Here is a 14,525-nt window from a genome sequence, read left to right as displayed (position 1 = left end):
GGACACAAGGAGGACGAACGATTGCACAGCCAGACCGATAGCCGTGAAGTGGCCAGGGAGCGTGTTCATATCGTGCCGGCGCAGCCGCAGCATGCCGCGGACCAGGCCGAGGTGTTCTACCAGGCCGTCATGCAGGGCGCTGCCGGCCACTATGATCTGGAGCAGCGACAGCAGTGGGCCGCGCGTGTTCCGCGCGACGCCGAACGCTGGGCCGCGCGTCAGCATCGCTTCGAGGTGCTGGTCGCGGAGCGTGATGGTCGCTGCATCGGCTTCTGCGAGTACGCCCCCGAATGGCCGCTGGCGCGCATCGAGATGCTTTACGTCTATCCGAGTCTGATGGGGCAGGGCATCGGCAGCCAGTTGCTGGCGGCGGCCGAGCGCGATCTGCGCGAGCGCAAGGTGCGCGTGATGAGTCTGGAGGCCAGTCTGACGCTGTCGCCGGGCCTGGCCCGCCGTGGCTGGCACAGCCTGGGGCTTGAGCACGTCAAGCGCGATGGCATCTGCCTCAAGCGCGAGCGCTTCGAGAAACGCCTCGACGAGTGACGCGTGCGTCACGGTGATATCGGAAATGAAGACGCCCCCGCCGGTCATCCGGCGGGGGCGTCTTGTGTCTGGCATGGTGTTGCGTCTGGCACGGTGTTGCGTCTGGCAGTGTGTCAGTCATGCCGCGTGATCAGATCGATCACGCCATGGTATCGACGATGCCGCCTTCCACGCGCAGTGCGGCGCCGGTGGTGGCGCTGGCCTGCTCGGAGGCAGCGTAGACGCTCATGTTGGCGACTTCCTCGGGGCTTGCCAGGCGTTGCAGGATGGAGGTCGGGCGGGCCTGCTTGACGAAATCGGCCTCGACCTCCTCAAGTGCCTTGCCTTGCTCCTCGGCATTCTTCTTGAGCATCTCGAGCACGCCCTCGGAGCGGGTCGGCCCCGGCAGGATGGCGTTGACGGTGACCTGCGTGCCGGACAGCACCTTGGCGAGCCCGCGCGAGACAGACTGGACGGCCGACTTGGTCATGCCGTAGTGGACCATCTCGCTGGGGATGTTGAGCGCCGATTCGCTGGACAGGAACTGGATGCGGCCCCAGTCGCGCTCCTTCATGCCACGTGCATAGTGGCGGGACAGGCGCACTGCCGACATCACGTTGACCTGGAAGAACTGCTCCCAAGTGTCGTCATCGGTGTCGAAGAAATCCTGCGGGGCGAAGATGCCGACATTGTTGATCAGGATATCGGTGTCCGGTACGGCGTGAATCAGCGTGTCACAGCCGTCGCGAGTGCCCAGATCGGCGGCCACGCCCTGTACCTCGCTGCCGGGCACCTTGTCTTTGAGGCTAGCGACGGCCTCATCGACACGCGCCTGGGTGCGGCCGGTCAAGGTGACGCTGGCGCCTGCACGGGCAAGCCCCGTGGCGATGGCGAAGCCGATACCGGCAGTGGAACCACTGATGATGGCGCTGCGGCCGCGTAGATCAATCTGCATGCAAACCTCCTGGCAGGAAGCGACGACGGGGACGAGAGCCCAGGCCGATGCCATGCGCCGTGTCGCTTTCGTCATCCGAGTGTTCTCACTGCGTGGCGATGCCGGGCGCACAATGCAAGGGGGAGTGGCGATGCAGATCAGATCTTGCGCAGGTGCATGTGGCGCAACGCCCCGCCGGGGCCGAGGTCGCGGTCCTCGAGTCGCTGCACCGCATGGCCCTCCAGCAGGTTGTCCAGTGGCACATTGAGATTGGTCGCCACCAGCCGGGCCAGTGGGTTGAGCAGACGACGCAGTCGCCCGGCCGGGCGATTGCCGCGCAGGCCCTTGTCGAGCAGCGACAGCTCGCCATCGCTGGCCAGCACGCGCAGCGCTTCATCGAAGGCGCGCTGAGGCTGGGGCACCACGGCGATGATCAGGTGGGCGATGACCACATCGAAATAGCCATCGGGGAAGTCGAGCGCCATGGCGTCGCCCGGCTTGACGTTGGCATCGAAGCCCAGCGTCTCGGCGCGCTCGCGACAGCGGCTCAGCATGGCGGGGGAGGCGTCGATCACCTCGAGTTCGATGTCGCGGGGCAGGAAAGGCAGGTCGAGCCCGGTGCCGCCGCCGAGCAGCAGCACGCGGGTGCCCGCCTGGATATCCAGGGTCGCGATGGCGTCGCGCCGCGCGGAGCGCAGGATGCGAGCGGCCACACGGTCATAGATCGGCGCGTAGAGACTCCAGCGGCGCGTCTGCCAGCCGCCGCCTGATGCCCTGGGGGCTTCAGACGGCGGCTGATGAGGAGATGGCGGGGACATGGGGCGCCTCCCTGGCGGCATGGCAATGCGTCGTGACAGATGGGCCGGCGTCAGCGGCGATCTCTGCAGGACAGGAGCTGGCCAGCAGGGAGGCATTCCCCTGTCGTTGGCTAGCGGGTCTCGACAGTGTAGATGCGCATCGACAGGTCGATGGAGGTCACGTCCTTGGTCAGCGCGCCGATCGAGATGCAATCCACGCCGGTGGCGGCGATACCCGGCAGGGTCGACTCGCTGACGTTGCCGGAGGCTTCCAGCACGGCCGGCTTGGCATGCGCCTTGTTGCGCGCCACGGCCTCGATGAGCTGATCGTTGTCGAAGTTGTCGAGCATGATGACGTCGGCACCGGCATCCAGTGCCTGGGCCAGCTCCTCGAAATTCTCGACTTCCACTTCGCAGGTGACGTCGGAGGCGATGTCGCGCGCCTCACGCACCGCTGCCGCGATGCTGCCACAGGCGGCGATATGGTTTTCCTTGATCAAGAAGGCGTCATAGAGGCCGATGCGATGATTGTGGCCACCACCGCAGCTGACGGCATACTTCTGCGCGACACGCATGCCCGGCAGGGTCTTGCGGGTATCGAGCAGGCGCACGCCACTGCCCTCGACCAGCGAGGCATAGTGGTTGGCGCGAGTCGCGGTGCCGGAGAGCGTCTGCAGCAGGTTGAGCGCCGCGCGCTCGCCGGTCAGCAGCGAGCGTGCCGGGCCTTCCAGCTCCAGGAAGGGCGCGTCGGCCTCGAGGCGATCACCGTCGCTGGCCAGCCACTTGAGGCTGACGCGCGGATCGAGGCGACGAAACAGCTCATCGACCCAGGGCACACCGCACAGGATGGCCGGTTCACGGCTGATCACGCGCGCCTTGGCCCACTGGCGCTCCGGAATCAATTCGGCAGTGATATCGCCACCGCCGACATCCTCGGCGAGCAGGCGGGCGGCGCTGGTACGGATATCCTCGGCGAGGGCGTCGTGGAAGTTCATGCGCGTCTGATCCTTGTGCGAAGAGTGCTGCCGGTGCAGGGGTCTGTCCGTGTGCCGAGGCAGCGGCACAGACCCGTGGCTGCCGAGCATGCCATAATGTGCGCCATTATAGGAAAAGCCACGCGAGCGGTCAGTCCCCGCGTGCGACGACCTTCCCGTCTGGAGTCTTCGATGCCCCCCTTGTCCTCTTCCCCGCGGTCGGGCCACCTGACGCGTCTGGCGGTCACCCCCGAGCACTGGCTGGAGAGCGCCCGTCAGGTGCCGTCTCCCAATCACAATGCTCGTCCCGAGGGAGAAGTCTCGGCGCTGGTGCTGCATTCCATCAGCCTGCCGCCCGGACGCTTCGGCGGCCCGGCCATCGAGCAGCTGTTCACCAACCAGCTCGATCCCGGCGCCCATCCCTACTTTGCCGATATCCATCAGCTGCGCGTCTCGGCGCATGTGCTGATCCAGCGCGACGGTCGCCTGGTGCAGTTCGTGCCCTTCGACCGCCGTGCCTGGCACGCCGGTCGCTCGCGCTGGCATGACGGTCAGCGTGAGCGTGTCGAGCTCAATGACTTCACCATCGGCATCGAGCTCGAGGGCGATGAGGTGCATCCCTATCGTGATGTCCAATATCGCACCCTGGCACGCACCGTGGCCGGTCTGATGGCGAGCTATCCCGCGCTGACGCGCGAGCGCATCACCTCGCATGCGCGGATTGCGCCGTTGCGCAAGACGGATCCTGGCCCGGCCTTCGATTGGGCTTACTTCGATCGCCTGCTGGACGACATTCAGGACTAAGGTCGCAGGTGCCTCGCGATGGTGCATTGCAGCATCGCGAGGCCTCTCCAGGCAGGAAACGCCCAGTGGCGGGGCGCGTTGGTAGTTTTACTACATCATGGCCGTCGAGGGCGGCTCAGTCTGGGGTATGAGTGCCGACCGCAAGGCGCATGAGGCCAGTGCTGCCGCGGGGCAGCCAAGCGTTGCACCTGCCCGGTGAGTCTTGCTGCCCTGAATTGGCACGCGGGGGTGTTTGCGGTATCTTTCACGCCAAATGACTGCATCTTGTGCCCTGCTTTGGCGCAGGATGCGCGTCGAGATTGACGGCCGGCAAGACCCGGTCACGACAGGTCTATCGGAGATGCGACCCACTCAGAAGGTCGTGCCCACACTGAAGAGCGCCACTGGTTTCGATATCGCTGTTCGTCGAAACGTTTGACAAAAAATTTCTTCACTCGGAGAGACGTCTATGAGTCTGGAGGCAAGAGAAGATCTCGATCCGATCGAAACCACGGAATGGTTGGACTCCCTGGAATCGGTTCTGGATCGTGAGGGTGAGGATCGTGCCCAGTACCTGATGTCACGCCTGGCCGACCGCCTGCGTCGTGATGGCCATCAGGTGCCCTTCTCGGTGACCACGCCCCATCGCAACAGTATCCCCGTGCACCGCGAAGCGCGCATGCCGGGCGACCTGTTCATGGAGCGTCGTATCCGTTCGCTTATCCGTTACAACGCCATCGCTCAGGTGATCCGCAACAACCGTGCCCACAAGGGCCTGGGCGGTCACATCTCGAGCTTCATGTCCAGTGCGACGCTTTATGACGTAGGTTTCAACCACTTCTTCCGTGCACCGGAAGGAGATTTCGAAGGCGATCTGCTTTACATCCAGGGTCACGTGGCGCCGGGCATCTACGCCCGTTCCTTCCTGGAAGGTCGTCTCAGCCAGGAGCAGATGGACAGCTTCCGTCAGGAAGTCGACGGCAACGGCCTGTCTTCCTATCCGCACCCGTGGCTGATGCCGGATTACTGGCAGTTCCCGACCGTCTCCATGGGTCTGGGTCCGATCCAGGCGATCTACCAGGCGCACGTCATGAAGTACCTCAACTCGCGTGAGTTGAAGTCCATGTACGACCGCAAGGTGTGGTGCTTCATGGGTGACGGCGAGTGTGACGAGCCGGAATCCCTCGGTGCCATCTCGCTGGCTGGCCGCGAGAACCTCGACAACCTGATCTTCGTCATCAACTGCAACCTGCAGCGTCTTGACGGTCCGGTGCGCGGCAACGGCCGTATCATGGACGAGCTGGAAGGCGTCTTCCGTGGTGCCGACTGGAACGTGCTCAAGGTCACCTGGGGTCGTTTCTGGGATCCGCTCTTCGAACAGGACAAGAAAGGCATCCTGCAGAAGCGCATGGACGAAGCGGTTGACGGCGACTACCAGAACTACAAGGCCAATGGCGGCGCGTACACGCGCGAGCACTTCTTCGGCAAGTACCCGGAGACGGCCGATCTGGTCAAGGACATGTCAGACGACGATATCTGGCGTCTGAACCGTGGTGGCCATGACCCGTACAAGGTCTACGCGGCGTATCACGAGGCGGTCAACAACGCCAATGGTCGTCCGACCGTCATCCTGGCGCACACCGTCAAGGGTTACGGCATGGGCATGGGCGATGGCGAAGCGGCCAACGAAGCCCACCAGGTCAAGACCATGGAACACGAAGCGCTGAAGACATTCCGCGATCGCTTCGGTATTCCGCTGACCGACGAACAGCTCGAGGAAGTGCCGTACTACAAGCCGGCGGACGACAGCCCGGAAATGAAGTACATGCACCTCATGCGCGAACGTCTGAACGGCTACCTGCCGCAGCGTCGCACCGAGTACGAAACGCTGGAAATCCCGCCGCTGGACGACAAGATCTTCGCGTCCCAGCTCAAGGGTTCCAACGGGCGTGAGGTGTCCACCACCATGGCCTTCGTGCGCGTGCTCAACGGTCTGGTCAAGCACAAGACCCTCGGCGAGCGTGTCGTGCCGATCATTCCTGACGAAGCGCGTACCTTCGGCATGGAAGGCATGTTCCGTCAGCTGGGCATCTACACCGCGGCAGGCCAGAAGTATGAGCCGGTCGACAAGGGTCAGATCATGTATTACCGCGAGGACCAGAAAGGTCAGGTCCTCGAGGAAGGTATCTCCGAAGCAGGCGCCATGTCTGCGTGGGTGGCGGCGGCTACGTCCTACGCCAACCACAACCTGCCGCTGATGCCGTTCTACGTCTACTACTCGATGTTCGGCTTCCAGCGCATCGGTGACCTGGCGTGGGCCGCAGGCGACCTGCAGGCACGTGGCTTCCTGGTCGGCGGTACTGCCGGTCGTACCACCCTGAACGGTGAAGGTCTGCAGCACCAGGATGGTCACAGCCATATCCTGGCCTCGACCATCCCGAACTGCCGTACCTACGACCCGACCTACGCTCACGAAGTGGCGGTCATCGTGCAGGACGGCATGAAGCGCATGTTCGAGCAGCACGAGCCGGTCTTCTACTACCTGGCGGTGATGAACGAGAACTACGAGCAGCCGGCACTCGAGTCGGTGCCCGCAGAGGACATCATCAAGGGGATGTACCTGCTCAAGGAAGGCGGCAAGGACGGCAAGGCACGCGTTCAGCTGCTGGGTTCCGGCACCATCCTGCGTGAAGTCGAGGCAGCCGCCGAGATGCTCAAGCAGGACTACGGTGTTGACGCCGACATCTGGAGCGTCACCAGCTTCAACGAGCTGCGTCGCGAAGCGCTGGAACTGGATCGTCAGGCCTTCCTCAAGCCGGAAGAGACCCCGGCCAAGCCGCACATTACCCAGTGCCTGGAAGGACGTGACGGCCCGGTCGTGGCTGCCACTGACTACATGAAGCTGTTTGCTGATCAGGTTCGTGCCTGGGTGCCGGCTGACTATCACGTGCTCGGTACCGACGGTTTCGGTCGTTCCGATACCCGCGAGAAGCTGCGTCACTTCTTCGAAGTCGACCGCAACTTCGTCACCGTCCAGGCGCTGAAGGCGCTGGCGGATCGTGGTGAGATCGACCGCAAGGTGGTCGCGGAAGCGATCAAGACCTACGGCATCGACCCCAACAAGCCGAATCCGCTGAACGTCTGAGCGGAGATCGCGGAACAGGCGAGCGGCACTCCCTCCTCGACATCATGATGATGCGAAGGTGAATCGGGTGCCGCTCCCCGTGCACGTTTTGGAAGGAGCACGATCTTGAGCAGCGAAATCATCAAGGTTCCCGACATTGGCGGTAGTTCCGATGTCGAGATCATCGAGATAGCGGTGGCGGTCGGAGATGTCATCTCCGCCGAAGACACCATGATCACTCTTGAGTCCGACAAGGCCAGCATGGATGTGCCGGCACCGAAGGGCGGCAAGGTGGTGAAGATTCTCGTCAAGGAAGGCGACACCGTCTCCGAAGGCGACGATATCCTGGAGCTGGAAGCCGAAGGCGGTGGTGACACCTCCTCTGACGCTTCTGACGAGCAGGAAGCGCCCAAGGAAGAGGCTCCCAAGCAGGAAGCCTCTGAGCAGCAAGCGTCGAAAGAAGAAGCTTCTGCACCGAAGGCCGCTTCCAGTGGCACCCGGACCGTCGACATCGTCGTGCCGGACCTGGGCGACTCCGAGGCCGTGCCGATCATCGAGATGGCCGTCTCCGAAGGCGACGAAGTCGACGCCGAAGATGCGCTGATCACGCTGGAATCCGACAAGGCCAGCATGGACGTCCCGAGCCCGCACAAGGGCAAGATCGTCAAGCTGACCGTCAAGGAAGGCGACAGCGTCTCTTCCGGTGATGTCATCGGTCAGATGGAAATCGCCGGTGAAGGCGGCGACAGCGCGTCTGATTCCGCGCCGGCCGAGCAGGCGTCTTCGTCCGAGTCCACCTCTGAAGACACGTCCTCCGAAGCGCCGGCTGCTGAAGAAGAACAGGCCTCCGGTGAGCCGGAGCGCAAGGAACTGCGTGTTCCGGATCTGTCCGGCAGCGACAGCGTGCCGATCATCGAGATGGCCGTGGCCGTCGGTGATGAGGTCAACGAAGAAGACGCGCTGATCACGCTCGAGTCCGACAAGGCGACCATGGACATCCCGAGCCCCTACAAGGGCAAGGTGGTGGAGCTTTCCGTCAAGGAAGGTGACACCGTCTCCGAGGGTGACCTGATCGGTTACATCGAGGTCGCGGGTGCCGCGCCTGCGCCGAAGGCTGCCAAGTCCGAAGCGCCGGCTGCTCCCAAGGCGGAGAAGAGCGAGCAGAAGCCGGCTCCGACACCGGCCGGTGCGCCGAGTCCGGAAGCCCAGATGGCCGCTCACAAGCCGAGCAAGGGTGCCAAGGTCCACGCAGGGCCTGCGGTTCGCCTGCTGGCACGTGAGTTCGGTGTCGATCTGGCAGACGTCTCCGGCAGCGGCCCGAAGGGCCGTGTGGTGAAGGAAGATGTCCAGGCCTACGTCAAGCAGATGATGCAGAAGGCCAAGTCCGCACCGGCAGCCCCTGCCGCGCAGGCCACCGGCGGTGCCGGTATCCCGCAGGTGCCGGATCAGGACTTCAGTCAGTTCGGTGAGATCGAAGAGAAGAAGATGGGCCGCCTGATGAAGGCCGGTGCCACCAATCTGCATCGCAGCTGGCTCAACGTCCCGCACGTGACCCAGTTCGATGAAGCTGACATCACCGAGCTCGAGGCCTTCCGCAAGTCCATGAAGGCCGAGGCGGAAGCGGCAGGTGCCAAGCTCACGCCGCTGCCGTTCATGATCAAGGCGGCGGCTCACGCGCTGGCCAAGTATCCGCAGTTCAACGTCAGCCTCAAATCTGACGGCGAGACCCTGGTGCACAAGAAGTACGTGCACATCGGTATCGCGGTGGATACGCCGGACGGCCTGATGGTGCCGGTGATCCGCAATGCGGATCAGAAGAGCCTGCTGGAGCTGGCCCGCGAATCCGTGGAACTGGCCAAGAAGGCGCAGACCAAGAAGCTCAAGCGCGAAGAGATGACCGGTGGTTGCTTCACCATCTCGAGCCTTGGCTCCATTGGCGGTACTGCCTTCACACCGATCGTCAACACGCCGGAAGTCGCCATCCTGGGCGTCTCCAAGGCGCAGATGAAGCCGGTGTGGGACGGCGCTGCCTTCCAGCCGCGTCTGATGATGCCGCTGTCACTGTCCTACGATCACCGTGCGGTGAACGGGGCGGATGCAGCACGCTTCACGGCGTATCTGGCTCAGGTGCTGACCGACGTGCGTCGTCTGCTGCTCTGATCCGTACCTTGCATGACAAGGGCAGGTGCCAGATGGCCTGTCGACAGAACGGCCTCCTTCGGGAGGCCGTTTTTTTGTGCGTGTGCGTTGGCGTGGCAGGGCGGCGACGGCTGTTGCTGCCCTGCACAACATGCGATGCTTCCCGCCAACCTGCCGCGATCTGCCGCATCGTGCTGGCACGACCCGGGAAGGCCGGTTCTCGCAACACACAAGGAGCAAGACAATGGAATGGTTGATGGACCCTTCGGCATGGGTGGCTCTGGCGACCCTGACCGCGCTCGAGATCGTGCTGGGCATCGACAACATCATCTTCCTGTCGATACTGGTCGCGCGGCTGCCCGAGTCCCAGCGTCAGCGCGGGCGCATGATCGGCCTGGGCCTGGCGATGGGCATGCGCATCGTGCTGTTGATGTCGTTGTCATGGCTGATGTCGCTGACCGCGCCCCTGTTCAGCGTGGCCGACTTCAGCTTCTCGGGACGTGATCTGATTCTGGTCTTCGGGGGCCTGTTCCTGCTCGGCAAGAGCACCCACGAGATACACGCCAATCTGGAAGGCGAAGACCCCGCCGAAGAGGGCGCGAAGAAGGGCAGCGCCAGCTTCATGGCGATCATGGTCCAGATCGCCTTGATCGATATCGTCTTCTCGCTGGATTCGGTGATCACGGCGGTGGGCATGGTCGATCACCTGATGGTGATGGTCATCGCCATCGTCATCTCGGTGGGCATCATGATGGTGGCTGCCAAGCCCATCGGTGATTTCGTCGATCGTCATCCGACCATCAAGATGCTGGCGCTGTCCTTCCTGATCATGGTCGGCATGATGCTGATGGTCGAAGGCTTCGGTGTTCACGTGCCCAAGGGCTACATCTACGTGGCGATGGCCTTCTCGCTGGCGGTGGAAATGCTCAACATCCGTCTGCGCAGCAAGCGCGCCAAGGCCGTGCGCCTGCGTCGCAGCAGCCAGGCGGAAGACGTGACCGAGTGAGGCATTGGCACACCAACGGCTGACATGACTCAGCCTGATCACGCCATGGCGACTGAGCAAGGTGGCCCGGCGTGAGTGGAAAGACGCCCTCTGCGACCGCGTGCCGCAGGGGGCGTTTTCGTGTCATGACAGCCGTGTATGGCAGGTCGTGAACCGGCGAGGAGGACGACAGGCCCTCCTGCGCGCCAAAACAGTGCCAAAGGGCGGCATACGCGCCTTTGGTGTGCTTGTGCCGGCGTCGTGTGAACGGTATCGTCAGCTCTACATTGCATGGCGATGACATAATGAGATCATCCGTGCGCGCCGTCGCTTCGCGCAGCACATATTGGTCCGCTACCCATATTCATCCTGGTCATCGATACGCTCGATGCGTTCGGCCCTCATGAGGTAGTCGAGCGTCTCGACGCCGCGAGCTTCGCCGCTTCACCTCGATCGTGTCGACGACCAGAGCGCCTTGGATGGCTATCTGCCGCCGAGGGCAAGGTGCACCAGCGCCAGATGACCCTTTACACCCGTTTGATGCTTTTCATCTGCACACTCAAGGAGCAGTACCGATGCGTTTGATCCTGTTGGGCGCCCCCGGCGCCGGCAAGGGCACCCAGGCCCAGTTCATCTGCGAGCGTTTCAATATCCCGCAGATCTCCACCGGAGACATGCTGCGCGCCGCGGTCAAGGCCGGCAGCGAGCTGGGACTCAAGGTCAAGGAGATCATGAATACCGGCGGACTGGTGTCCGACGAGATCATCATCGCCCTGGTCAAGGAGCGCATCAGCCAGCCCGATTGCGAGAACGGCTTCCTGTTCGACGGCTTCCCGCGCACCATTCCGCAGGCTGACGCCATGAAGGAAGCAGGCGTGAAGCTGGACCACGTGGTCGAGATCGCCGTCGCTGACGAAGAGATCGTCAAGCGTCTGTCCGGTCGTCGTGTGCACCCGGATTCCGGTCGCGTCTATCACATCGAGTACAACCCGCCGCGCGAAGAAGGCAAGGACGACGTCACCGGCGAAGCCCTGATCCAGCGTGAAGACGATCGCGAAGCCACCGTACGCAACCGTCTGTCCGTCTATCACGAGCAGACGGAACCGCTGGTCGAGTACTACTCCAGCTGGTCTGCCACTGGCGATGCCCAGGCACCGGCCTACCACCGCATCGAAGGCGTCGGCTCGGTCGACGACATTCGTGCCCAGCTGGTCAGCGCACTGGAGCACTGATTGCCTGGCACGTTTCAGGTGGCTCAGATGGAACAGGTCTGATCGCGCTGGTGAAGCCGGCCGCCTGACGAAGAACGCCCGCAGACATTGTCTGCGGGCGTTTTTTGTTCTTCGCATACTGGCGCGAATCAGGAATCAGGCGTTGCGGCAGGCCGCTTGCCGGCGTGGGCTTGGGGGTTGCAGCAGGAGTGACGCCCGTGGCCGACACCTGCCGTGGACAGCCTGCGTCTTTTGCTGCCCGCGGGGGACGGGTAGAATCGCGTCACATTTTTCTGACGACGAACCGCCCATGACCACGCTTCTGGCCATCGATGCATCCTCTTCCGCCTGTTCCGTTGCCCTGTGGCAAGACGGCGTTGTTACTGCCGAGCGCTGTGAGGCTCCCCGTCAGCACACCCAGCGCATGATGCCGATGATCGAGGCGCTGCTGGATGCCGCCGGTCTGACTCTCAACGACCTCGATGCCCTGGCCTATGGCCACGGACCGGGTTCGTTCACCGGATTGCGCATCGCTGCTGGCACCATCCAGGGGCTCGCCTTCGGTCTCGATGTACCGGTGATCGGCGTCTCGACGCTGGCGGCCCTGACACTGCAGGCCCACCGCCTGCATCACGCGCGTTTCGTGCTGCCGATGCTGGATGCACGCATGGGCGAGCTCTACACCGGCGCCTATCGCGTCGTGACGCGCGCTGACGGCGAGATCGAGGTCGAGCAGGTGCTGCCCGAGCAGGTCTGCGCTCCGGGCCTGCTGGAGCTGCCTGCGGCGCTGCGTGAGCATGACTGGCTGGCGGTCGGCTCGGGTCTGGTGATGCACGACGAGCTGTCCCAGAGCGTGCGCGCCAGCCTGGCACTGCAACTGCCCGAGCCGCAACCGGATGCCGAGGCCATGGTGATGCTGGCCGCCCAGGCGTATGCCCGCGGTGAAGCGGTGTCGGCGGTCGAGGCCCAGCCGGTCTATCTGCGCAATGAGGTGGCATGGCGCTGATGGCATCAGGGATTGCCATCTCGTTGCGTCATCGTGGGTTCAGCCAAGGCTGACATAAGGTTCACGCATCATCATGTCGCGCCCGACACTCGCGGCGCGGCTTGATGCAAAGCGTTGTCCTGTCACTACGGCACGTGCAGTGCCACAGACGATGTCTGTCGTCCGTGTGGGCCAATGAGGCCCGTCTCTCTTAAAAGGATGTTTCATGGAACTCATGCATGTGGTGGCGTTGGCCGTCATTCAAGGTCTGACGGAATTTCTGCCGATTTCCTCCTCCGCTCACCTGATTCTGCCCTCCCAGGTGTTCGGCTGGCCGGACCAGGGGTTGGCGTTTGATGTCGCGGTACACGTCGGTACCTTGCTGGCCGTGGTGATGGCCTTCCGCAAGGACGTCGCCAATATTCTCGTTGGCTGGTTTGGTCAGTTCAGTGGCGGCGGCACGCTGGCGGCGCGCCAGACCGAAGACAGCCGCCTGGGCTGGGCGGTGTTGCTGGCGACGCTGCCGGCCGTGATCTTCGGCGGCCTGCTGGGCGATGTGGTGGAAACGGCCGGGCGCTCGATCGCGGTGATCGGCACCACCACCATCGTCTTCGGTCTGCTGCTGTGGTGGGCGGACGTCAAGGGCACACGCACGCGTGATCTGGCGACGCTGACGCTCAAGGGCGCGTTGATCATCGGCCTGTTCCAGGCACTGGCCCTGATTCCCGGCACCTCGCGTTCGGGCATCACCATCACTGCCGCGCTGCTGCTGGGCTTCGAGCGTCAGAGCGCCGCGCGCTTCTCCTTCCTGCTGTCGATTCCGCTGATCGTCGCGGCCGGCCTGCTCAAGGGCCTGGAGCTGATCGAGACCGGCAGCGAGGCCCAGTTGTTCGATGTCGCCCTCGGCGTGGTGCTGTCCTTCGTCTCCGCTCTGGTGTGCATAAAGCTGTTCCTCAAGGCCATCGACAGCATCGGTATGTTGCCCTTCGTCATCTACCGCCTGCTGCTGGGCATGATGCTGTTCGGCATGCTGTTGCTGCTGTAAGCCGTGCACGCGATGACGTAAGCTTGTCCACTGACGGCGTCGCTCTTGCGGCGCCGTCGGCGTTTGTCATCCTGATCGCATGCCATGCGAGTTTCCCTTTCCCTGCGTTCACCGTTTCTCTTCACCGTTTCTCATAGAGCCCATCCATGCTGCCACCCGAAGACTCCCTTGCTGCCCATGATGCAGCGGCCGATGCCGCTCCCGTGATCGCCATTGCCCGTTCACGGCTGCAGGCGCGCCCGGAACTCGCCATGCTGGCGGCGCATTTCGGTATCGCGCTGCGGGAAGATGACGAGATGCCGGCGCTCAGACTTGAGGTGGCGCTGGACGAGCAGGGCGCCCCGCGCCTGGTGATCGCCGGAGACGAGCGCGAATACGGCAAGCCGTTGTGCGTCGATTTCGTCGCCGGTCGTGCCGATCATCGCCGGCGTTTCGGCGGGGGGCGCAACCAGCTGATCGCACGCGCCTGTGGCCTGAATCGTGGCGCACTGCCGAGCATCGTCGATGCCACCGCAGGGCTCGGGCGTGATGCCTTCGTGCTGGCGAGTCTCGGGGCGCCGGTATTGATGATCGAACGCGTGGCAGCCACGGCGGCGATCCTGGTCGATGGTCTCACCCGAGCACAGTGCTGTGCGGATGACGAGATTCGCCAGATCGCGCTGCGCATGCAGGCGCTGCACGGTGATGCCACGCGGGAGTTCGGGGCGCTGATAGCGCAGTGGGACCAGCCGCCTCAGGTGGTGCATCTCGACCCGATGTACCCGCACCGTGACAAGTCGGCACTGGTCAAGAAGGAGATGCGTGTCTTCCGCGCTCTGGCCGGCGATGATGCGGATGCCCCGGCGCTGCTTGAGGCAGCGCTGGAGGTCGCGACGCATCGCGTGGTGGTCAAGCGACCGCGCAAGGCGGAGCCGATCGGCGGGCTCGCGCCGAGTCATGTGGTGGAGGAGAAGACCAGTCGCTACGACGTCTATGTGAAGCAGGCGCTGCGCTGATAGCTGATAGCGCTGATGCCTGACGATGGCG

Annotated in this window: 12 protein-coding genes; 9 read left to right on the top strand and 3 right to left on the bottom strand. The window is 63.6% G+C overall.

Features of this window, described 5'->3' with window-relative positions:
• The first annotated feature begins 21 nt into the window (after nt 1-21).
• Entirely contained in the window at nt 22-543 is a 522-nt protein-coding gene (locus CDPAHKCJ_RS13125; protein ID WP_240916811.1) for a GNAT family N-acetyltransferase, read from the top strand.
• Nucleotides 544-682: 139 nt separating this feature from the next.
• On the opposite strand, the gene CDPAHKCJ_RS13120 is transcribed toward CDPAHKCJ_RS13125, so the two are convergent.
• The 3 genes from CDPAHKCJ_RS13120 to nadC all read right to left on the bottom strand — a co-directional run bounded on the left by CDPAHKCJ_RS13120 (nt 683) and on the right by nadC (nt 3,248).
• Nucleotides 683-1,477: an SDR family oxidoreductase gene (locus tag CDPAHKCJ_RS13120; protein ID WP_166020191.1), complete on the bottom strand. Its 795-nt coding sequence runs from the start codon at nt 1,475-1,477 to the stop codon at nt 683-685.
• A gap of 137 nt (nt 1,478-1,614) precedes the next feature.
• Complete coding sequence (locus tag CDPAHKCJ_RS13115) at nt 1,615-2,274, bottom strand: class I SAM-dependent methyltransferase (protein ID WP_166020189.1); 660 nt, start codon at nt 2,272-2,274, stop codon at nt 1,615-1,617.
• Nucleotides 2,275-2,384: 110 nt separating this feature from the next.
• The gene (gene nadC, locus CDPAHKCJ_RS13110) at nt 2,385-3,248 is read right to left on the bottom strand and encodes a carboxylating nicotinate-nucleotide diphosphorylase (RefSeq protein ID WP_166020186.1); all 864 of its coding nucleotides are present in this window, start codon (nt 3,246-3,248) and stop codon (nt 2,385-2,387) included.
• 171 nt (nt 3,249-3,419) lie between these two features.
• On the opposite strand from nadC, the gene ampD reads away from it, so the two are divergent.
• The 8 genes from ampD to CDPAHKCJ_RS13070 all read left to right on the top strand — a co-directional run bounded on the left by ampD (nt 3,420) and on the right by CDPAHKCJ_RS13070 (nt 14,494).
• Nucleotides 3,420-4,031 (top strand): 1,6-anhydro-N-acetylmuramyl-L-alanine amidase AmpD, encoded by a 612-nt coding sequence (gene ampD / locus CDPAHKCJ_RS13105; RefSeq protein ID WP_052384569.1) that lies wholly within the window; start codon nt 3,420-3,422, stop codon nt 4,029-4,031.
• 448 nt (nt 4,032-4,479) lie between these two features.
• Nucleotides 4,480-7,155 carry a pyruvate dehydrogenase (acetyl-transferring), homodimeric type gene (gene aceE / locus CDPAHKCJ_RS13100; protein ID WP_166020184.1) on the top strand — a complete coding sequence of 892 codons (2,676 nt, stop codon included), beginning with the start codon at nt 4,480-4,482 and terminating at the stop codon, nt 7,153-7,155.
• 105 nt (nt 7,156-7,260) lie between these two features.
• Nucleotides 7,261-9,294 carry a pyruvate dehydrogenase complex dihydrolipoyllysine-residue acetyltransferase gene (gene aceF / locus CDPAHKCJ_RS13095; protein WP_166020182.1) on the top strand — a complete coding sequence of 678 codons (2,034 nt, stop codon included), beginning with the start codon at nt 7,261-7,263 and terminating at the stop codon, nt 9,292-9,294.
• Between the two features lie 223 nt (nt 9,295-9,517).
• Nucleotides 9,518-10,279: a TerC family protein gene (locus CDPAHKCJ_RS13090; RefSeq protein WP_043333781.1), complete on the top strand. Its 762-nt coding sequence runs from the start codon at nt 9,518-9,520 to the stop codon at nt 10,277-10,279.
• Nucleotides 10,280-10,833: 554 nt separating this feature from the next.
• Nucleotides 10,834-11,490, top strand: coding sequence for an adenylate kinase (gene adk / locus CDPAHKCJ_RS13085; protein WP_131432716.1), 657 nt, complete (start codon nt 10,834-10,836; stop codon nt 11,488-11,490).
• Between the two features lie 289 nt (nt 11,491-11,779).
• A complete protein-coding gene (tsaB, locus tag CDPAHKCJ_RS13080; RefSeq protein ID WP_166020180.1) occupies nt 11,780-12,475 on the top strand; it encodes a tRNA (adenosine(37)-N6)-threonylcarbamoyltransferase complex dimerization subunit type 1 TsaB in 696 nt (231 codons plus the stop codon).
• A 205-nt stretch (nt 12,476-12,680) separates the two neighbouring features.
• Entirely contained in the window at nt 12,681-13,499 is an 819-nt protein-coding gene (locus CDPAHKCJ_RS13075) for an undecaprenyl-diphosphate phosphatase (protein WP_166020178.1), read from the top strand.
• Nucleotides 13,500-13,795: 296 nt separating this feature from the next.
• Nucleotides 13,796-14,494, top strand: coding sequence for a class I SAM-dependent methyltransferase (locus CDPAHKCJ_RS13070; protein ID WP_240916813.1), 699 nt, complete (start codon nt 13,796-13,798; stop codon nt 14,492-14,494).
• The last annotated feature ends 31 nt before the right edge of the window (nt 14,495-14,525 follow it).

Origin of the sequence: Cobetia sp. MB87, from assembly GCF_011319755.1 — a bacterium.
GTDB lineage: Bacteria > Pseudomonadota > Gammaproteobacteria > Pseudomonadales > Halomonadaceae > Cobetia.
This window is presented reverse-complemented; position numbering and strand designations above follow the sequence as displayed.